General features: G+C 64.1%; 14 protein-coding genes. 5 read left to right on the top strand and 9 right to left on the bottom strand.

Annotation, left to right across the window (positions count from 1 at the left end):
- Positions 1–121: 121 nt before the first annotated feature.
- Both ACXHGZ_RS22970 and ACXHGZ_RS22965 read right to left on the bottom strand, forming a co-directional pair.
- Complete coding sequence (locus ACXHGZ_RS22970) at positions 122–1,483, bottom strand: aspartate aminotransferase family protein (protein ID WP_480461727.1); 1,362 nt, start codon at positions 1,481–1,483, stop codon at positions 122–124.
- Positions 1,484–1,531: 48 nt separating this feature from the next.
- Positions 1,532–2,890 carry a glutamine synthetase family protein gene (locus ACXHGZ_RS22965; RefSeq protein ID WP_084856531.1) on the bottom strand — a complete coding sequence of 453 codons (1,359 nt, stop codon included), beginning with the start codon at positions 2,888–2,890 and terminating at the stop codon, positions 1,532–1,534.
- 667 nt (positions 2,891–3,557) lie between these two features.
- Between ACXHGZ_RS22965 and ACXHGZ_RS22960 the strand changes: the two genes are divergently transcribed.
- Positions 3,558–4,934 (top strand): glutamine synthetase family protein, encoded by a 1,377-nt coding sequence (locus ACXHGZ_RS22960; RefSeq protein ID WP_084856533.1) that lies wholly within the window; start codon positions 3,558–3,560, stop codon positions 4,932–4,934.
- A 233-nt stretch (positions 4,935–5,167) separates the two neighbouring features.
- On the opposite strand, the gene argA is transcribed toward ACXHGZ_RS22960, so the two are convergent.
- Together argA and argE are read right to left on the bottom strand one after the other, a co-directional pair.
- Positions 5,168–6,466 (bottom strand): amino-acid N-acetyltransferase, encoded by a 1,299-nt coding sequence (gene argA, locus ACXHGZ_RS22955; RefSeq protein WP_084856534.1) that lies wholly within the window; start codon positions 6,464–6,466, stop codon positions 5,168–5,170.
- A 127-nt stretch (positions 6,467–6,593) separates the two neighbouring features.
- Complete coding sequence (gene argE / locus ACXHGZ_RS22950; RefSeq protein WP_480461725.1) at positions 6,594–7,736, bottom strand: acetylornithine deacetylase; 1,143 nt, start codon at positions 7,734–7,736, stop codon at positions 6,594–6,596.
- 168 nt (positions 7,737–7,904) lie between these two features.
- Between argE and ACXHGZ_RS22945 the strand changes: the two genes are divergently transcribed.
- Entirely contained in the window at positions 7,905–9,284 is a 1,380-nt protein-coding gene (locus tag ACXHGZ_RS22945; protein ID WP_480461723.1) for a CYTH domain-containing protein, read from the top strand.
- Between the two features lie 100 nt (positions 9,285–9,384).
- Here ACXHGZ_RS22945 and ACXHGZ_RS22940 read toward each other — a convergent pair whose 3' ends face one another.
- Positions 9,385–9,852, bottom strand: coding sequence for an Lrp/AsnC family transcriptional regulator (locus ACXHGZ_RS22940; RefSeq protein ID WP_224457606.1), 468 nt, complete (start codon positions 9,850–9,852; stop codon positions 9,385–9,387).
- Positions 9,853–9,978: 126 nt separating this feature from the next.
- On the opposite strand from ACXHGZ_RS22940, the gene ACXHGZ_RS22935 reads away from it, so the two are divergent.
- The 3 genes from ACXHGZ_RS22935 to ACXHGZ_RS22925 all read left to right on the top strand — a co-directional run bounded on the left by ACXHGZ_RS22935 (position 9,979) and on the right by ACXHGZ_RS22925 (position 12,556).
- Positions 9,979–10,305 carry an ACT-like domain-containing protein gene (locus tag ACXHGZ_RS22935; RefSeq protein ID WP_480461721.1) on the top strand — a complete coding sequence of 109 codons (327 nt, stop codon included), beginning with the start codon at positions 9,979–9,981 and terminating at the stop codon, positions 10,303–10,305.
- Positions 10,306–10,452: 147 nt separating this feature from the next.
- Complete coding sequence (locus ACXHGZ_RS22930; protein ID WP_480461720.1) at positions 10,453–12,144, top strand: GspE/PulE family protein; 1,692 nt, start codon at positions 10,453–10,455, stop codon at positions 12,142–12,144.
- A 91-nt stretch (positions 12,145–12,235) separates the two neighbouring features.
- Complete coding sequence (locus tag ACXHGZ_RS22925; protein ID WP_224457603.1) at positions 12,236–12,556, top strand: DUF2388 domain-containing protein; 321 nt, start codon at positions 12,236–12,238, stop codon at positions 12,554–12,556.
- Positions 12,557–12,776: 220 nt separating this feature from the next.
- On the opposite strand, the gene gcvP is transcribed toward ACXHGZ_RS22925, so the two are convergent.
- The 4 genes from gcvP to ACXHGZ_RS22905 form a co-directional block, all read right to left on the bottom strand.
- Positions 12,777–15,650 (bottom strand): aminomethyl-transferring glycine dehydrogenase, encoded by a 2,874-nt coding sequence (gcvP, locus tag ACXHGZ_RS22920; protein ID WP_480461718.1) that lies wholly within the window; start codon positions 15,648–15,650, stop codon positions 12,777–12,779.
- 183 nt (positions 15,651–15,833) lie between these two features.
- Positions 15,834–16,217, bottom strand: a complete 384-nt coding sequence (gcvH, locus tag ACXHGZ_RS22915) for a glycine cleavage system protein GcvH (protein WP_480461716.1) — start codon at positions 16,215–16,217, stop codon at positions 15,834–15,836.
- Between the two features lie 48 nt (positions 16,218–16,265).
- Complete coding sequence (gene gcvT, locus ACXHGZ_RS22910; protein ID WP_480461715.1) at positions 16,266–17,348, bottom strand: glycine cleavage system aminomethyltransferase GcvT; 1,083 nt, start codon at positions 17,346–17,348, stop codon at positions 16,266–16,268.
- A 124-nt stretch (positions 17,349–17,472) separates the two neighbouring features.
- Positions 17,473–19,125: an ABC transporter permease gene (locus ACXHGZ_RS22905; protein ID WP_416768088.1), complete on the bottom strand. Its 1,653-nt coding sequence runs from the start codon at positions 19,123–19,125 to the stop codon at positions 17,473–17,475.
- Between the last annotated feature and the right edge of the window lie 99 nt (positions 19,126–19,224).

The following is a 19,224-nucleotide window of genomic DNA, read 5'->3' as shown; positions in this document are numbered from 1 at the left end:
ATCCCACGGTACAGCGCTGGGCGACTGAAACAGTCGCTAGTCTGGCAAGTTACAAGGCGCTGTTTCAAGAAAAGCAGGGCCTTGTAACCGCTTAATGTCACATCGCTAGCCTAGCAAACGGCTAGCGCACCGCTTCATAGGTCAGGTCCAGGCACTTGCGCGCCTTTTCCACCAGTTCATCGATCTCGTCGCGGCTGATCACCAAAGGTGGCGCGATGATCATGGTGTCGCCCACTGCACGCATCACCAGGCCGTTGTCGAAGCAATGCTGGCGGCAAATCATGCCAACGCCCTTGCCCTCGAAGCGGCTGCGGGTGGCCTTGTCCTTGACCAGCTCGATCGCGCCGAGCAGGCCCATGCCGCGAACCTCGCCCACCAGCGGGTGATCCAGAAGCTCACGCAGACGCTTTTGCAAATAGGGTGCCGTGTCTGCCTTGGCGCGCTCGATGATTTTCTCGTCACGCAGGATGCGCAGGTTTTCCAGGCCCACGGCAGCCGCGACCGGGTGGCCGGAGTAGGTGAAGCCGTGGTTGAAGTCACCGCCTTCGGCGAGCACCTTGGCCACTTCGTCACGAACGATCACACCCCCCATGGGGATGTAACCGGAGGTCAGGCCTTTGGCGATGGTCATCAGGTCGGGCTCGAGGCCGTAGTAGTCGGAGCCGAACCATTCGCCGGTGCGGCCGAAGCCGCAGATCACCTCGTCAGCGACGAACAGAATGTCGTACTTGGCGAGGATTTCCTTGATCTTCGGCCAGTAGGTCTCAGGCGGGATGATCACCCCACCTGCACCCTGGATCGGCTCGGCGATGAAGGCGGCGACGTTGTCCTCGCCGACTTCCAGGATCTTCTTCTCCAACTGCTCGGCGGCCCAGACGCCGAACTCGTCCGGCGTCATGTCGCCACCTTCACCGAACCAGTACGGCTGGGGAATATGCACGATGCCGGGGATCGGCAGGCCGCCCTGTTCGTGCATGCCGCTCATGCCGCCGAGGCTGGCGCCGGCGACGGTGGAGCCATGGTAGCCATTGATGCGACCGATGATGGTCTGCTTGCCGGGCTTGCCCTTGAGCGCCCAGTAATGGCGCACCATGCGCAGCACGGTGTCGTTGCCTTCGGAGCCGGAGCCGGTGAAGAACACATGGGTCATGCCCTTGGGCGCCACGTCGGTGATCGCCTTGGCCAGCTCCAGCGCCGGTGGGTGGGCGGTCTGGAAGAACAGGTTGTAGTACGGCAGTTCACGCATCTGTTTTTCCGCCGCCTGCACCAGTTCCTCGCGACCATAGCCGACCGCCACGCACCACAGGCCCGCCATGCCGTCGAGGATCTTGTGCCCCTCGCTGTCCCACAAGTGCACGCCCTGGGCCTTGGTGATGATGCGCGGCCCTTTTTCCTTCAGTTGCTTGTAGTCGCTGAAGGGTGCCAGGTGGTGCTCACCGCTCAAGGTTTGCCATTCACGGGTTTGCGGGTTGTTGACGCTCATGGGCTTCTCCGTTATCCGACAGCCGCGCTCCAGCGGCCCCAGGGTTGATCAGACGGCAAACAGCAGGAACTCGCGTTCCCAGGAGCTGATTACCCGTTTGAAGTTCTCGTGTTCGGCTCGCTTGGTGGCGACGTAGCCGGTGATGAATTTCTTGCCCAGGTACTGGTCCAGGGCGCGGCAATTCTCCATCCGCTCGAGGGCATCCTCGATGGTCAGCGGCAGGCGCAGGTTGCGCCGCTCATAGCCGCGACCCTGGACCGGCGCGCTGGCGCCGATTCCCTCGACCATGCCGATGTAGCCGCACAGGAGGCTCGCGGCGATGGCCAGGTAGGGGTTGGCGTCGGCGCCTGGCAGGCGGTTCTCCACGCGGCGGTTCTGCGGGCCGGCATCCGGCACACGCAGGCCTACGGTGCGGTTCTCTTCACCCCATTCGACGTTCACCGGCGCCGAGGTATCCGGCAGGAAGCGGCGGAACGAGTTGACGTTGGGGGCGAACAGCGGCAGCGCTTCGGGGATGAACTTCTGCAACCCACCGATGTGGTGCAGGAACAGTTCGCTCATGCTGCCGTCATCGTTGGAAAAGATGTTCTTGCCGGTAGCCACGTCGATCACGCTCTGGTGCAGGTGCATGGCGCTGCCCGGCTCGCCGGTCATGGGCTTGGCCATGAAGGTGGCGGCCACGTTGTGCTTGAGCGCTGCCTCGCGCATGGTGCGCTTGAACACCAGGATCTGGTCGGCCAGGTGCAGGGCACTGCCGTGACGGAAGTTGATCTCCATCTGCGCCGTGCCGTCCTCGTGGATCAATGTATCCAGGTCCAGCTGCTGCAGTTCGCACCAGTCGTAGACATCCTCGAACAGCGGGTCGAATTCGTTGGCGGCCTCGATGGAGAACGACTGGCGACCGGTTTCCGGACGGCCGGAGCGGCCTACCGGCGGCTGCAATGGGAAGTCCGGGTCTTCGCTGCGCTTGGTCAGGTAGAACTCCATTTCCGGCGCGACGATCGGCTGCCAGCCTTTATCGGCATACAGCTTGAGGACCTTCTTGAGCACGTTGCGCGGCGACAGCTCGACCGGGTTGCCCTTCTTGTCGTAGGTGTCGTGGATCACCTGGGCGGTCGGCTCGATGGCCCACGGCACGAGGAACACCGCGTTCTCGTCGGGGCGGCAGATCATGTCGATGTCGGCCGGGTCGAGCAATTCGTAATAGATGTCGTCGTCGACATAGTCGCCGGTGACCGTCTGCAGCAGCACGCTCTCGGGCAGGCGCATGCCTTTTTCGGCGATGAACTTGTTGGTCGGCGAAATCTTGCCGCGGGTGATGCCGGTCAGGTCGCTGATCAGGCATTCCACTTCGGTGATCTTGTGCTCTTTCAACCAATCGGTGAGCTGGTCGAGGTTGTTACTCATAAATACCTCAGGAGGTAATGTGGCCCGGCTGATGAAGGTCGGGCGCCGCTGACGTCTGGCGTCGATCAAGGCGGGCGCTGCCTGGCTGCAAGTGCCTTGGCAGACCCGCGCCTTGATTCTGGATGCAGTGCTTGGCTAAAGCAAAAGCCCATGCACGGGACGGCAGCGGATACACTCGAAACAAGCGTGTCCGTGAAGCGAATGAAGGGCAGAAAAGCGAAAAGTCGTGCAGGAAACTGCTACGAAAGGAGGATGATCCGGGCCAGCCGTCAATTATTGCGAGCAGCGCACGCGCACCGGCTCCAAGGCGGGCCATGCCCTCGCGATGAATGCTGGGGGTACCTGACAGCGCGGCGCAGGCAGCGCTTGCAGGTCGCGGCAAGCGGACCATATGACCCTCGTATTATTGTGTTCTGGGTTGTGCCCGAGCTTAGCCTTGTTCATTTTTTTACACAACACCTCCGTAAAAAATAAAACACGCTCAGCGCGAGATAGCTCTTTGAACCCAAAATAGCGGATAATGATTCGCCCCCAGATGCAGCATTTCTGCCGTTGCTGTGCCATTTAGGGGCATCATGGGGTTGGCTTGACTTCGCCAGTTCTTTCGGATTGACTGGGCTTGCAAGCCCCCCTTGATTGATATTTTTAACAACAAAGGTGTTGCATCATGTCGGTACCCCCGCGTGCCGTTCAGCTTAACGAAGCGAACGCGTTCCTTAAGGAACATCCTGAGGTTCTCTACGTTGACCTTTTGATTGCAGATATGAATGGTGTGGTGCGCGGTAAGCGCATCGAGCGCACCAGCCTCCACAAGGTTTACGAGAAAGGCATCAACCTGCCCGCCTCCCTCTTCGCCCTGGATATCAACGGTTCCACCGTCGAAAGCACCGGGCTGGGCCTGGACATCGGCGATGCCGACCGCATCTGCTACCCGATTCCCGGCACCCTTTCCAACGAACCCTGGCAAAAGCGCCCCACGGCCCAATTGCTGATGACCATGCACGAGCTGGAAGGCGAGCCGTTCTTCGCCGACCCGCGCGAGGTCCTGCGCCAGGTGGTAAGCAAGTTCACCGAGATGGGCCTGACCATCTGCGCGGCGTTCGAGCTGGAGTTCTACCTGATCGACCAGGAGAACGTGAACGGCCGTCCGCAGCCGCCTCGCTCGCCGATTTCAGGCAAGCGCCCGCAGTCGACCCAGGTGTACCTGATCGACGACCTGGACGAATACGCCGACTGCCTGCAGGACATCCTCGAAGGCGCCAAGGAGCAAGGCATCCCGGCCGACGCCATCGTCAAGGAAAGCGCCCCGGCCCAGTTCGAGGTCAACTTGCATCACGTCGCCGACCCGCTCAAGGCCTGTGACTATGCGGTGCTGCTCAAGCGCCTGATCAAGAACATCGCCTACGACCATGAAATGGACACCACCTTCATGGCCAAGCCCTACCCGGGCCAGGCTGGCAACGGCCTGCATGTGCATATCTCCGTGCTGGACAAAGATGGCAACAACATCTTCACCAGCGAGGATCCCGAGCAGAACGCCGCGCTACGTCACGCGGTCGGCGGTGTGCTCGAGACCCTGCCCGCGTCCATGGCTTTCCTCTGCCCGAACGTCAACTCGTACCGCCGTTTCGGTGCGCAGTTCTATGTGCCGAACGCACCGAGCTGGGGCCTGGACAACCGCACCGTGGCCTTGCGCGTGCCGACTGGCTCGCCGGATGCCGTGCGCATCGAGCACCGCGTGGCTGGCGCCGACGCCAACCCGTACCTGATGATGGCTGCCGTGCTGGCCGGTGTGCACCATGGCCTGACCAACCAGATCGAGCCAGGCGAGCCGATCGAAGGCAACTCGTACGAGCAACTGGAGCAGAGCCTGCCGAACAACCTACGCGACGCACTGCGTGAGCTGGACGACAGCGAGATCCTGAACAAGTACATCGATCCGAAGTACATCGACATCTTCGTCGCGTGCAAGGAAAGCGAGCTGGAGGAGTTCGAGCACTCGATCTCCGACCTCGAGTACAACTGGTACCTGCATACCGTGTAAACGAAAACGCCGCCCTCACGGGCGGCGTTTTTCATTGGCTCATGGATCGCCTGTACCGGCCCTATCGCCGGCAAGCCGGCTCCCACCGGCTCTGCGCTGTTTTCAGAGACATCGCCATACCTGTGGGGGCTGGCCAGCGAAAGGGCCGGGGCAAGCCATTCGAGACTCTTGTTCCCACCCATCCTGTGTGGGAGCCGGCTTGCCGGCGATAGGGCCGGTACAGGCAACGACGATTACAACGGTTTCTCGAAGATCTTCGAGTTACGCTGGTAGTTGTACAGCGAAGCCCTTGCCGCCGGCAGACGCTCCACACCGCTGGGCGCAAAGCCCCGTTCACGGAACCAGTGCGCGGTACGGGTCGTCAGTACGAACAAGGTATTGAGCCCCTGCTGGCGCGCCCGGCTTTCGATGCGCTCGAGCAGCTCGTCCCCCCGCCCACCATGGCGATACTCCGGGTTCACCGCCAGGCACGCCAGTTCCCCGGCGTCGGAGTCAGCGATCGGGTACAGCGCCGCGCAGGCGATGATCATGCCTTCGCGCTCGACTACGCTGAACTGTTCGATCTCCCGTTCCAGTACCTCGCGCGAACGCCGCACCAGAATGCCCTGCTCTTCCAGCGGGCTGATCAGTTCCAACAGGCCGCCGACATCGTCGATGGTCGCCTCGCGCACGACCTCGAACTGCTCCTGGGACACCAGCGTGCCGCCACCCTCACGGGTGAACAGCTCGGTAAGCAACGCGCCGTCCTCGGCATAGCTGACGATATGACTACGCGCCACGCCGCCCTTGCAGGCCTCGGCGGCCGCATCGAGCAGCTCGGCCTGGTAGTCGCTGCCCAGGCGCAGCAGGTGCGGTGCGACCTGCTGCGGCCGCAACTCGCGCACCAGCTTGCCGTGTTCATCCAGAAGGCCCGGCTCTGCGCCGAACAGCAGCAGCTTGTCGGCCCCCAGCTCGATGGCGGCGCGGGTGGCGACGTCTTCGCAGGCCAGGTTGAAGATCTCGCCGGTAGGCGAGTAGCCCAGGGGCGAAAGCAGCACGATGGAGCGCTCGTCGAGCAGGCGATTGATACCCTTGCGGTCGATACGCCGCACCTCGCCGGTGTGGTGGTAGTCGATGCCTTCGAGCACGCCGATCGGGCGGGCGGTGACCAGGTTGCCGGACGCCACCCGCAGCCGCGAGCCCTGCATCGGCGAAGCGGCGATGTCCATGGACAGCCGCGCCTCGATGGCCAGGCGCAAGGCACCGACGGCATCGATCACGCAATCGAGGGTCGCAGCATCGGTGATGCGCATGCCTCGGTGATAGTGCGGCGTCAGCCCACGGGCGGCCAGGCGGCTTTCGATCTGCGGGCGCGAGCCATGCACCAGCACCAGCCGCACACCCAGGCTGTGCAACAGCACCAGGTCATGGACGATGTTGCCGAAATTGGGGTGTTCCACGCCATCGCCGGGCAGCATGACCACGAAGGTGCAATCGCGATGGGCATTGATATAGGGGGACGCATGGCGTAGCCAGTTGACGTATTCGGGCATGACAGGGCCTGTGGATAAGTGAACGGAGAACGGCGAAGCAAACAGCGGCGTTCAAAATCATCGTCGGAACAGGCTTGCGGTCACGCGCGGTCTCCTCTAGGCAGGAACGAATCAGGTCAATGGACGTTTAGCTCAGGCAATAGTGCCGGATCAGGTCACGCAATAGACGCACGGTAGGCTCGATTCGTGACATTTCAAGGTATTCGCCGGGTTGGTGCGCACAGGTAATGTCGCCAGGGCCGAGCACGATGGTCTGGCAACCCAGCTGCTGAAGATAAGGTGCTTCGGTGCCAAAGGCCACCGCTTCGGCACGATGCCCGGTCAGACGCTCGGCCAGTTGCACCAGCTCGGTATCGGCCGGCTGCTCGAAGGGCGGCACCTCCGGGAACAGTGGCGCGTAGTCGATACGCACCTCCAGGCGCTCAGCTACCGGTACCAGCTTCTCGCGAATGGCCGCGCGCAACTGCGCGACGTCCATGCCCGGCAAGGGGCGCAGGTCGAACTCCAGGGCACACTGGCCGCAGATGCGGTTGGGGTTGTCACCGCCATGGATGCAGCCGAAGTTCAGGGTCGGGGTCGGCACGCTGAACTGCGGGTTGCGGTAGGCCTGCTGCCATTGCTGACGCAAGCCCATCAGCTCGCCCATCACCGCGTGCATGGCCTCCAGGGCACTGTGCCCAAGGCTGGGGTCCGACGAGTGGCCGCTGCGCCCGAGAATGTCGATGCGGTCCATGAGGATGCCCTTGTGCATACGGATCGGTCGCAACCCGGTGGGCTCGCCGATCACCGCCGCACGGCCGAGGGGCTGGCCGGCCTCGGCCAATGCGCGGGCACCGGACATGGAGCTTTCTTCATCGCAGGTGGCGAGGATCAGCAGCGGTTGCTTGAAGTCGTGCTCCAGTAGCGGCAGGACCGCCTCGATGACCAAGGCAAAAAAGCCTTTCATGTCGCAACTGCCTAGGCCCACCCAGCGGCCGTCGACCTCGGTCAGCTTGAGCGGGTCGCTGGTCCACAGCTGTTCATCATAGGGCACGGTATCGCTGTGGCCGGCCAGGACCAGCCCGCCCGGGCCGCTGCCACGGCTGGCCAGCAGGTTGAACTTGCCGGGAGTCACCTGGCGAATTTCGCAGGCAAAGCCCAGGTCGCCCAGCCAGCCGGCCAACAGTTCGATGACCTGGCGGTTGGATTGGTCCAGCGCAGGCTGTGTGCAGCTGACCGAGGGCGCGGCGATCAAGGCGGCGAACTGGTCTTTCAGCGACGGCAACGGCATAGGCGCTCTCCTCGGGCTCGAGGCCCATCATAACAACGCATCCCAACCCCAGAACAACCTCCTGGAGGCTTCTTCGCAGGTAGACCCGCGAAGAAGCCTCCACAGTCCAACAGCCGAGAGCCGACTCCTGTAGACTGCACGCCAAAGATGCCCTCCTTCGAGCCTGCGATGCACAAAGAAACCGAACTCAAGCTCCGCGCCAGCCGCCAGACCCTGGCCGCCCTGCGCGAGCACCCCCTGCTGAAAAAGCGCAACAAGTCCGGCTGGCAGACCCGCGAGCTGCTCAACCAGTACTTCGACACGCCGGAGCGTGAACTCTCTGCAGCCCGCGTCGCCCTGCGCCTGCGACGCGACGGCGAAGAAGTCATCCAGACCCTCAAGTGCCGTGGCCAGAGCGTGGCCGGCCTGTCCGAGCGCAACGAGTACGAATGGCACCTGGACAAGGTCAAGCTCGACCTGAAAAAGCTCGACGACACCTGCTGGCCGGCGCAACTGGCGGGGCTGGACAAAAAAACCATCAAGCCGCTGTTCACCACTGATTTCACCCGCGAATACGCCGAGATCGCCTGGGGCCGTGGCAAAGCCAAGGTGGTGATCGAAGCCGCCCTGGACCAGGGCTTCGTCATTGCTGGCAAGCGCAAGGAAGAAATCTGCGAGCTGGAACTGGAGCTGCGCGAAGGCGCGCCCGAGGCGCTGCTCGAACTCGCCGCCGAACTGGCCGCCAGCCTGCCCCTGATGCCGTGCGACATCAGCAAGGCCGAGCGTGGCTATCGCCTGCTCGAGCCAGACAGCTATGACCTGAGCCTGCCGACCACCCAGCTTGAAGCCGAAACCGCACTGGACGACGCCTTCGCTGCCCTCGCCTGGCAGTTGCTGGGCAGCAGCCAGCGCCTGGCCGAGCAGTACCGCCACAATGGCCACTGGAGCCTGCTGCAGGAGTGGGTGCAGTGCCTGGCAGAACTGCGCGCCCTGGTCAGCACCCTCGGCCAGGCTGCACCTCGGGCCACTACCCGTGAACTGCGCAGCCGCCTGGACGCGCTACTGGAAGATTGGCGCCCGCTGGTGCAGGCCGGCAACGACGACGAAGATGTTCGCCGCGTCGCCCCCGAGCAGTTCGCCGAAGAACTGGAGGACACCCGTTGGGGCCAGTTCTCTCTGGAAACCTCGCGCTGGCTGCTGGCTCGCGCCTGGACCGAGGAGCGTAAAGGCCGTGGCGAACGCCAGGGCAAAGCGCACCTGGCCAGCTGGCTGGTGCACCTGCTCGGCGAGGAGGCCCGTGCGTTGCAGTTGCCGTTGTACAAGCAGCGCCCCGAGGACCTGGCCGAACAGCTGCCGCGCATCGAGCGTTTGCAAGCCTGGCTGCACCATGCCCGCCAGGTGCTGGACGTGCCGCAACTCGACCGCCTCTATGGCGAGCTGAACAAGCTTCACCAGCTGGCCGAGCAACCATTGTCGGACGCGTTGCTGGAAGCCCGCGTCGAGCAGGCTCGCACGGTAGATCAGAACCGCGCCTGGAAGTACCTGCTCAAGTCTGCGTCCACGCGTTGATCCAGTGGGCACCGGGGCTGCTTTGCAGCCCTTTCGCGGCACAAGGCCGCTCCTACATGACCCCGCGTGACGTCGCCCTTGTAGGAGCGGCCCCTGCTGTCTAGACCAAGGGCAAGCTGGTCGTGGACTTGATCTCGGACAAGGCCACGATCGAATTGACCTCCTGGATCCCCGGCACATTCGACAGCTTCTCGAAGAAGAATCGTTCGTAGGCTTCGATGTCCGACGTGACGATGCGCAGCAGGAAGTCCACCGAGCCCATCAGCACGTAACACTCCAGCACCTCCGGAAAACCACGGATCGCCTCGGTGAACTCGGTGAAGTTCGAGCGCCCATGCGCGTTGAGCTTGACCTCGGCGAAGATCTGCGTGTTCAGGCCGACTTTCTTGCGGTCGAGCAAGGTCACCTGGCCACGGATCACCCCTTCGTCCTTCAAGCGCTGAATACGCCGCCAACAGGGGGATTGCGACAGCCCGACGCGTTCGGCGATCTGCGCGCTGGACAACGAAGCGTCTTCTTGCAGCAACGCCAGGATGCGCCGGTCATAGGCGTCCAGTTCGCCTTGCATGAATAATTCCTTTATCTGTGGTTATTTGAATTGTTCAATTCGCCCTATAGGGGAATTTATCGAATCATAGCGAAGAAATACCCCGGTCGACCTGCAAGAATTTCCCTCTCACAGATGGAGACCGGCATGAACGCACTCGAACGGCCCGACACCCCGCAACGCATCGACACCTGGGCCGCCAATGCCGCCCACGCCACCGTGCGCTATCGCCTGCAAGCCGAGGCCGAGCCGGACAGCCTGTGCCGCGTGCTCAATCTGTTCGCGCTGCAGTTCCTCACACCGCACAGCGTGCATGTGCAACAGCAGGATGACGTGCTGGGCATCGAGGTTGGCGTTGGTGGCCTGAGCTGGCACCGGGCCGAGGTCATCGCCCAGAAGCTGCGTAACCTGGTGTGCGTCGGCGAAGTCAGCCTGGAGAACCTACCGCGCATAGCTGGCCTGGCGGCGGGTTGAGCTGCCGTCTCATCGATTATTCAGCGCTTTGCTAGCGCGCCACACATCTGTGGGACCGCGCAAGATTCCGAAACCCTTTGCTCCGCCTGCACCTTGTCAGGCCGGCTAGCCTTACCAGCACCGACCTACCTGGCAAGGAAGCCAAGCATGCACACTGACGATACCCATGCCCTCGACTTGGGCCGGCTGCTCGATACCCTGCTGCTCGACCAGCGCCTGGACGCCAGCGACACCCTGCGCGTCCTCGAACAGGCCAACAGCCAGCCAAGCATCCATCCACTGGAACGCATCGCCAGCCTGGCCCTGGAGGACCGCCAGCGCCCAGGCAGGCCCCTGGACCTGGACACTCTTTGCCAATGGCTCGCCCACAAGGTCAGGCAACCCTTCCTGCGCATCGACCCACTGCAGGTCGACGTGCAGAAGGTCAGCGGGTTGATGTCCCCGGCTTTCGCCCAGCGCCATGGCATCCTTGCCGTGGCCGTGGACGACAACGGCGTCACGGTGGCAAGCGCCCAGCCCTACCAACGCGAATGGGAGGCAGACCTCACCCGAAGCCTGGGCAAGCCGGTGCGGCGGGTACTGGCAAGCCCGGTGCAGATCCGTCAGCTGGCCCAGACCTTCTTTCGCCTGGCCCATTCGGTCCAAGGCGCCCAGCACCAGCAGCCCACCGGCCTGGGAGAGCTGGAACAGTTGCTCGAACTGGGCCAGCGCCATACCGAAGCCAGTGCCGACGATGCGCATATCGTGCATATCGTCGACTGGATGCTGCAGTACGCCATCGAGCAAAGGGCCAGCGATATCCACCTCGAGCCGCGCCGCGAGCAGGGGCAGCTGCGGTATCGCATCGACGGCCTGCTGCATAGGGTCTATGCCTTTCCTGCAGGTGTCACCCTGGCCTTGGTCAGCCGCCTGAAGCACCTGGGGCGAATGGACGTCGCAGAAAAACGCCGCCCCCAGGACGGCCGTCTGAAAAGCCGCCTGCCCAGTGGTGGCGAAGTGGAGCTGCGCCTGTCCACCTTGCCCACACCCTTCGGCGAGAAACTCGTGCTGCGCCTGTTCGACCCGCAGCAGTTGCACCAGGACTTCGACCGCCTGGGCTTGGAGGGCGAGCAACTGCGGCAGTGGCAAGCCCTGCTCGGCCACCGCCAGGGGATCCTGCTGGTCACCGGCCCCACCGGCTCGGGCAAGACCAGCACGCTCTACGCCAGCCTTCGGCAACTGGCCACGCCCCAGGTCAACCTGTGCACCATCGAAGACCCTATCGAGCGCCTGGAGCCGGCGTTCAACCAGTTGCAGGTCCAGCCAGGCCTGGATCTGGGCTTTGCCAACGGCGTGCGGGCCCTGCTGCGCCAGGACCCGGACATCATCATGGTCGGCGAGATCCGTGATCGGGAAACCGCACAGGTCGCGGTCCAGGCCGCACTGACCGGACACCTGGTGCTTTCCACGCTGCACACCGACGACGCCTGCAGCGCCATCACCCGTCTGCAAGAGCTAGGCGTGGCCGACTACCTGATCAAGGCCACGCTGCTCGGTGTCATGGCCCAGCGCCTGGTACGCACACTGTGTGTCGACTGCCGGGGTGCAGCGGCCCACGAAACTCTGCCCTGCCGCACCTGCCGCACCTGCCGCGGTACCGGGTACCACGGTCGCACGGGCCTGTTCGAACTGTTGGCGCCCAGTGCGCAGCTGCGTGCCAGCATCGGCCCGGGCTGCGACCTGGCGGCCTTGCGACAACAGGCGCTTGCCGAAGGGCTGCAGGATCTGCGTCGTTGCGGCGAGGCGAAAGTCGATGCCGGCATAACCAGCCTGACGGAGGTGCTACGCGTCTGCTCCTGAGGAAAAAACCCTTGTATTCAGGGAACTTGCGTCACCTGGGCAAGATCAAAGCGGCCATCCCACAACCCTCACCATTCGAGGTGAATGCATCATGCGTCTCAAAACCGCCATCGCAGCCGCTGCCCTGCTCTCGCTGCCCCTCGGCTCCGCCATGGCCGATGATGAAACCTTCTGGCGCAACGTCATTTCTTCCGGCGCGACCACCGCATCGAGCTACTTGACCTCAGCCGACCACAAGATGGTCCTGGCCGCCCAGGACGACGCCGGCAGCTTCGTTGCCAGCGAAGGTGCAATCCGCGGCCCTTACCTGGAAGCTGCGATCCGCAAGGTGCGCGCCGACAACCCAGGCATGAAGGCGAGCGACATGGAACTGGCCAACGCGATCCTGGCCAAGAACGCCGTCGTCGAATAACGCGCCATCGCGGAGCAAACCGGCGCCCGCACAACCTTGAAGGCAGCACCGTAGCTGTAGGGGCAACTGTCTTGCGTTGCTTGCCCCGGCCTTATCGCCGGCAAGCCGGCTCCCACCTGTCCTGCGCTGTTTTCAGAGACACCGCCGTACCTGTGGGAGCCGGCTTGCCGGCGATAGGCTGCGCAGCAGCCTCACTGCAGCCGACACGGCCCGACCCGCCTCACCGGTACGCCTCCACCGGCACACACGCGCAAAACAGGTTCCTGTCGCCATACACGTTGTCGACCCGGTTCACCGCCGGCCAGTACTTGTGCTGCCGAACGTGGGCACTGGGGGCAACCGCCTGCTCCAGGCTGTACGGTCGCGTCCATGGCGCCAATACATCGGCCAAGGTATGCGGCGCATGCTTGAGCGGGTTGTCATCGGCCGGCCAGTTGCCCTCCTGCACTTGGTCTATTTCCGCACGAATCGCCAGCATCGCCTCGACGAAACGGTCCAGCTCGGCCTTGGATTCGCTCTCCGTCGGTTCGACCATCAGCGTGCCTGGCACCGGGAACGACATGGTCGGTGCGTGGAAGCCGTAGTCCATCAGGCGCTTGGCCACATCCTCCTCAGTGATGCCGGTCAAGGCCTTGAGCGGGCGCAGGTCGAGGATGCACTCATGGGCCACGCGTTCGTTGCGCCCACGGTAGAGCACCGGGAAGGTCCCTTCGAGCCGGCGGGCCAGGTAGTTGGCCGAAAGAATCGCCACCTCGCTGGCGTCGGCCAGTTGTGGCCCCATCATGGCGATGTACATCCAACTGATCGGCAGGATACTGGCACTGCCCCACGGGGCTGCGCTGACGGCACTGTTGTTCGGATCGAGCCCTGGTACCGGCACCACCGGATGGCTGGCAACGAACGGTTTCAGGTGCGCGCGCACGCCGATCGGCCCCATGCCCGGACCGCCACCGCCGTGAGGGATGCAGAACGTCTTGTGCAGGTTCATGTGCGAGACGTCGGCACCGATGTCCGCCGGCCGCGCCAGGCCGACCTGGGCGTTGAGGTTGGCGCCATCCATGTACACCTGGCCACCGTGCTGGTGGATCACGTCGCAGATCTCGCGGATACCTTCCTCGTATACCCCGTGTGTCGAGGGGTAGGTGATCATCAGGCATGACAGCCGCGTGCCGGCCTCACGGGCCTTGGCCTTGAGGTCGTCGAGGTCGACGTTGCCAGCATCGTCGCACTCGACGATCACCACCTCCATGCCGGCCATCTGTGCCGAGGCCGGGTTGGTGCCGTGGGCAGACGAAGGAATCAGGCACAAGGTTCGCTGCGGTTGGTGCCGGCTGTGGTGGTAGCGGGTGATCGCCATCAGGCCGGCATATTCGCCCTGGGCGCCGGAATTGGGCTGCATGCAGATCGCATCGAAGCCGGTGATGGCGCACAACCAGCTTTCCAGTTCGTCGATCATGGCCTTGTAGCCCTGGGCCTGGGCCGCTGGAACGAACGGGTGCAACAGGGCGAAGCCAGGCCAGGTGATGGGGATCATCTCACTGGTGGCGTTGAGCTTCATGGTGCAGGAACCCAGCGGGATCATCGACTGGTTCAGCGCCAGATCTTTGTTCTCCAGCTGCTTGAGGTAGCGCAGCATCTCGGTTTCGCTGTGGTGCAAGTTGAACACCGGGTGGGTGAGCAACGGCGTGCGCCGCACCAGTGCGCCTGGGATGCCTTCGGGCAGGGCCTGGCCATCCAGCTCGGCGATGCTCAGGCCGTGGTCGACGCCCAGGAAGATATCGAACAGGCGCAGCACCGTGGCCTCGGTGCAGGTTTCGTCCAGGCTCACGCCCAGATGCCCACGCCCGAGAATCCGCAGGTTGATGCGTGCATCCTCGGCGCTCTCGATGATCGCCGCCTGGGCGCCACCGACCTCGAGGGTCAGGGTATCGAAGAAGTGCTGGTTCAGGCGCTTGATGCCTTTGGCTTGTAGGCCTGCGGCCAGGATGAAGGTCAGCCTATGCACCCGCTGGGCAATGCGCCGCAGCCCCTCCGGGCCGTGATAGACGGCATAGAAACCGGCGATATTGGCCAACAGCACCTGGGCCGTGCAGATGTTCGAGTTGGCCTTCTCGCGGCGGATGTGCTGCTCGCGGGTCTGCAAGGCCATGCGCAGGGCGGTGTTGCCCCGGGCGTCGCGCGACACACCAATGATGCGCCCAGGCATGGCCCGCTTGAATTCGTCACGGCAGGCAAAATAGGCGGCATGGGGGCCGCCATAGCCCATAGGCACGCCAAAGCGTTGGGTCGAGCCCAGCACCACATCGGCGCCCAGCTCGCCGGGCGGCGTGAGCACCACCAGGCTGAGGATGTCCGCGGCTACGCAGGCCAGGGCATGCTGGCCGTGCAATTGGTCGATCAGCGGGCGCAGGTCACGTATCTCACCGTGGGTATCCGGGTATTGCAGCAGGGCGCCGAACACCTGGTGCTTGCCCAGGTTGTCCACCGAGTCGACGATCAACTCGAAGCCGAAGCCTTCGGCGCGCGTGCGCAGCACCGAGAGCGTCTGCGGGTGGCAGTGCTCGTCGGCGAAGAAGACATTGCTCTTGTTCTTGGCCACCCGCTTGGCCAGCGCCATGGCCTCGGCTGCCGCGGTGGCCTCGTCGAGCAGCGACGCGTTGGCCAGGGCCAGGCCCGTGAGGTCGATGACCATCTGCTGGAAGTTCAGCAGCGCCTCCAGGCGCCCTTGGGCGATTTCCGGCTGGTAGGGCGTGTAGGCGGTGTACCAGCCAGGGTTCTCCAGCACGTTGCGCAAGATGACGGTTGGCGTGAGGGTGGCGTGGTAGCCCATGCCGATCAGGCTGGTCCACACCTGGTTCTGCTCGGCATAGCCGGCGAGCTTGGCCAGGGCGGCCTGTTCGTCCAGCGCAGGCGGCAGGTCGAGTGGGCGCCCGAGGCGAATGCCGGGTGGCACGGTCTGCTCGATCAGCTCGACACGGCTGGCGACGCCCAGGGCGTCGAGCATGGCCTTCTGCTCCGAGGCATCAGGCCCCAGGTGACGACGCAGGAAGGGGTTGAGCTCTTGCAGTTGACTCAGCGATGGCGACTGGGACATGGCGACGATCTCTTCCTGGACCCGTTCTCTTGGAAACTTACAAGTCTAGGAAGGGATTGCCGATGCTGCGGGAAAACTTGCTTCACCCACTCCATGCATTGGCGGGTAAATCCGCTCCCACAGGGGTGACACAATCCTGTGGGAGCGGGTTTACCCGCCAATGGGTAGGCATGGCAAGAACGCTTACTCGCCGATGGCAGCCTGGTAGCCAGCAGCATCCAGCAGCTTGTCCAGCTCGGCAGGGTTGCTTGGCTTGAGCTTGAAGATCCAGGCCTCGTAAGGCGCTTCGTTGAGCAGCTCCGGGCTATCGGCCAGCTCTTCGTTGACCGCAGTCACTTCACCGGCCACCGGCGCATAGATGTCCGAAGCGGCCTTGACCGACTCGACCACACCCGCGGCGTCGCCGGCGGCAAACATCTTGCCCACTTCTGCCAGTTCGACGAACACCACGTCACCCAGGGCTTGCTGGGCATGGTCGCTGATACCTACGGTCACGCTGCCGTCGGCTTCCAGGCGAGCCCACTCGTGGCTCTCGGCAAAACGCAGGTCGGCGGGGATTTGGCTCATTGTCTTGTATTCCTCGTTAGGGTCAGCGGTCGGCCCGCCATTGGGTATTCAGATCAGGATCTTGCCATGGCGCACGAAGGTCGGCTTGACCACCCGCACCGGGTACCACTTGCCACGGATCTCCACTTCGGCACGGTCGCCCGTGGCCATGGGTACGCGCGCCAAGGCAATGGACTTGCTCAGCGTAGGCGAGAAACTACCACTGGTGATCTCTCCTTCGCCAATCCCGGCAACCCGCACCACCTGGTGGGCCCGCAGCACGCCACGTTCCTCCAGCACCAGGCCGACCAGTTTTTCCTGCACGCCCTGCTCGATTTCCGCGAGCAGGCCGGCCCGGCCGATGAAGTCGCGCTCGGCCGGCTCCCAGGCGATGCTCCAGCCCAGGTTGGAGGTCAGGGGGGTGTGGGTTTCGTCGATATCCTGCCCGTAGAGGTTCATCCCGGCTTCCAGGCGCAGGGTGTCGCGCGCCCCCAGGCCGCTGGGCGCAATACCCGCGCCGACCAGGTCATTGAAGAAGGCTGGGGCCTGTTGCCCGGGGAAGATGATTTCCAGGCCGTCTTCACCGGTGTAACCGGTGCGGGCGATGAACCAGTCACCTTCGGCAACACCTTCGAACGGGCGCAGCTCACGGACCAGCGCAGCACGCGGGGCACTGAGCAGTTGGGCGACTTTCTCGCGGGCGTGGGGGCCTTGGATGGCGAGGATTGCGAGCTCAGAGCGCTCGACGAAGTTGATGGCGAAACCGGCGCTCTGCGTCTGCAGCCAGGTGAGGACCTTGTCGCGGGTGGCAGCGTTGGCCACCAGGCGATAGCCGATTTCCGTGCGGTAGGCGATCAGGTCGTCGATGACGCCGCCGTCGGCATTGAGCAACGGGCTGTACAAGGCCTTGCCGGGGCCATCCAGGCGAGCCACGTCGTTGGCCAGCAGGCGTTGCAGCCAAGGCGTGGCCGCATCGCCGGCGACATCGATCACGGTCATGTGGGATACATCGAAGACCCCGCAGTCACTGCGCACCTGGTGGTGCTCCTCGACCTGCGAGCCATAGTGCAGGGGCATGTCCCAGCCACCGAAATCGACCATCTTGGCGCCAAGCGCCAGGTGCAGGTCATACAGAGGCGTACGCTGTCCCATGGGTTTCTCCTTCCGGGCGTGGCGAAGCGGCGGCGGTCGGCGACGTTTGCTCATCACCTGATCTTGTAGGACCCACCGCAGCGAATGCCGCGCATTGTAGCCGCAAGCACGAGCCCTGGCACCCTCAGTGACGATGGCCGGGGCGCCGTGCCGAACGCCGGATCAAACCGATGACCGGCAGCAGGCCGACCAGGACCAGCGTCAACGCAGGCAGCGAAGCCCGCGCCCATTCACCCTCGCTGGTCATCTCGAACACCCTCACGGCCAAGGTGTCCCAGCCGAACGGTCGCATCAGCAGAGTAGCCGGCATTTCCTTGAGCACATCGACGAATACCAGCAAGGCGGCGCTCAGCGCGCCGGGAACCAGCAAGGGCAGGTAAACCTTGAAAAACAACCCTGCACCGCCCACGCCCAAGCTACGCGAGGCCTCCGGCAACGACGGCCGGATACGCTCCAGGCTGCTTTCCAGCGGGCCATAGGCCACGGCCATGAAGCGCACCAGGTACGCCAACAGCAAGGCCGACAGGCTACCCAGCAGCAAAGGCCTGCCCGCGCCCCCAAGCCATTGGGAAAGCGGCACCACCAGCTGGTTGTCCAGGTAACTGAAGGCCAGCATGATCGACACGGCCAGTACCGAGCCAGGCAAGGCATACCCCAGGTTGGCCAGGCCCACCCCGGCGCGGATGCCACCGGTCGGCGCCTGGCGCCGGGCGAACGCCAGCATCAGCGCCACGCAGACTGTGACCAGCGCGGCCATGCCGCCCAGGTAGAGGGTGTGCAGGACCAGCCCGACATAGCGTTCATCCAGGTCATGTCGACCGCGCTGCCAGAACCACGCCAGCAGCTGCAATACAGGGATGACGAAGGCACAGGCGAACACCAGTAGGCACCACCCGGTGGCCGCCGCCGCCTTGGCCCCACGCAGGTGGTAGAGCGCCTGCCCCCGCGGGCGCTCGCTGGCGCTGCGGGAGGCACCGCGGGCGCGACGCTCGCCGTACAGCACCAGCATCACCACCAGCAACAGCAGGCTGGCCAGCTGCGCGGCGCTGGAAAGGCTGAAGAACCCGTACCAGGTCTTGTAGATGGCGGTGGTGAAGGTATCGAAATTGAACACGGCCACAGCGCCGAAATCCGCCAGGGTCTCCATCAGTGCCAAGGCGATCCCCGCGCCAATGGCCGGCCGGGCCATGGGCAAGGCCACCCGCCAGAACGCCTGCAGCGGCGACAGACCCAGCACCCGCGCCGCTTCCATCAGGCCTTTGCCCTGGGCCAGGAACGCACTGCGCGCCAGCAGGTAGACATAGGGATAGAACACCAGCACCAAGACCGTGACCACCCCGCCGGTGGAGCGCACCCGTGGCAGGCGCATGGGCCCGAACACCTCACGCAGGGCCGTCTGCACCGGGCCTGCGAAGTCCAGCAGGCCGACGAAGACGAACGCCAGCACATAGGCGGGAATGGCAAAAGGCAGCATCAGCGCCCAGTCGAGCCAGCGCCGGCCAGGGAACTCGCACAGGCTGGTGAGCCAGGCAAGGCTCACGCCCAGCACGGTCACACCGGCACCGACGCCCAGCACCAGCGTGAGCGTATTGCCCAGCAGGCGACTCATCTGGGTGTCGAGCAGGTGCGACCAGATCTGCATGTCGATCGACTGCCAGGACAGCAGCAGGACGCTCAGGGGCAGCAGCACCAGGGCGGCAACCAGGGAAACCGGAAGGTACCAGCGGCGTTGGGGGGCGTGGGACAAAACAGAAGTCTCGATACGTGGCGACCGCATCGCGGGACAAGCCCGCTCCCACAGGGGTGTGCACCGGGCCCTGTGGGAGCGGGCTTGTCCCGCGATTGGGCTTCAATGGCCCAGAAGGATAAAGCCTGG

This window comes from Pseudomonas shiyinii, from assembly GCF_056725765.1.
The sequence above is the reverse complement of the archived record's forward strand: the minus strand, read 5'-3'. Positions and strand labels throughout refer to the sequence as shown.

Excerpts from the sequence above, each read along its gene's own strand:
- ACXHGZ_RS22970 (WP_480461727.1), bottom strand. The coding sequence starts at position 1,483 with ATGAGCGTCAACAACCCGCAAACCCGTGAATGGCAAACCTTGAGCGGT.
- ACXHGZ_RS22965 (WP_084856531.1), bottom strand. The coding sequence starts at position 2,890 with ATGAGTAACAACCTCGACCAGCTCACCGATTGGTTGAAAGAGCACAAG.
- ACXHGZ_RS22960 (WP_084856533.1), top strand. The coding sequence starts at position 3,558 with ATGTCGGTACCCCCGCGTGCCGTTCAGCTTAACGAAGCGAACGCGTTC.
- argA (WP_084856534.1), bottom strand. The coding sequence starts at position 6,466 with ATGCCCGAATACGTCAACTGGCTACGCCATGCGTCCCCCTATATCAAT.
- argE (WP_480461725.1), bottom strand. The coding sequence starts at position 7,736 with ATGCCGTTGCCGTCGCTGAAAGACCAGTTCGCCGCCTTGATCGCCGCG.
- ACXHGZ_RS22945 (WP_480461723.1), top strand. The coding sequence starts at position 7,905 with ATGCACAAAGAAACCGAACTCAAGCTCCGCGCCAGCCGCCAGACCCTG.
- ACXHGZ_RS22940 (WP_224457606.1), bottom strand. The coding sequence starts at position 9,852 with ATGCAAGGCGAACTGGACGCCTATGACCGGCGCATCCTGGCGTTGCTG.
- ACXHGZ_RS22935 (WP_480461721.1), top strand. The coding sequence starts at position 9,979 with ATGAACGCACTCGAACGGCCCGACACCCCGCAACGCATCGACACCTGG.
- ACXHGZ_RS22930 (WP_480461720.1), top strand. The coding sequence starts at position 10,453 with ATGCACACTGACGATACCCATGCCCTCGACTTGGGCCGGCTGCTCGAT.
- ACXHGZ_RS22925 (WP_224457603.1), top strand. The coding sequence starts at position 12,236 with ATGCGTCTCAAAACCGCCATCGCAGCCGCTGCCCTGCTCTCGCTGCCC.
- gcvP (WP_480461718.1), bottom strand. The coding sequence starts at position 15,650 with ATGTCCCAGTCGCCATCGCTGAGTCAACTGCAAGAGCTCAACCCCTTC.
- gcvH (WP_480461716.1), bottom strand. The coding sequence starts at position 16,217 with ATGAGCCAAATCCCCGCCGACCTGCGTTTTGCCGAGAGCCACGAGTGG.
- gcvT (WP_480461715.1), bottom strand. The coding sequence starts at position 17,348 with ATGGGACAGCGTACGCCTCTGTATGACCTGCACCTGGCGCTTGGCGCC.
- ACXHGZ_RS22905 (WP_416768088.1), bottom strand. The coding sequence starts at position 19,125 with ATGCGGTCGCCACGTATCGAGACTTCTGTTTTGTCCCACGCCCCCCAA.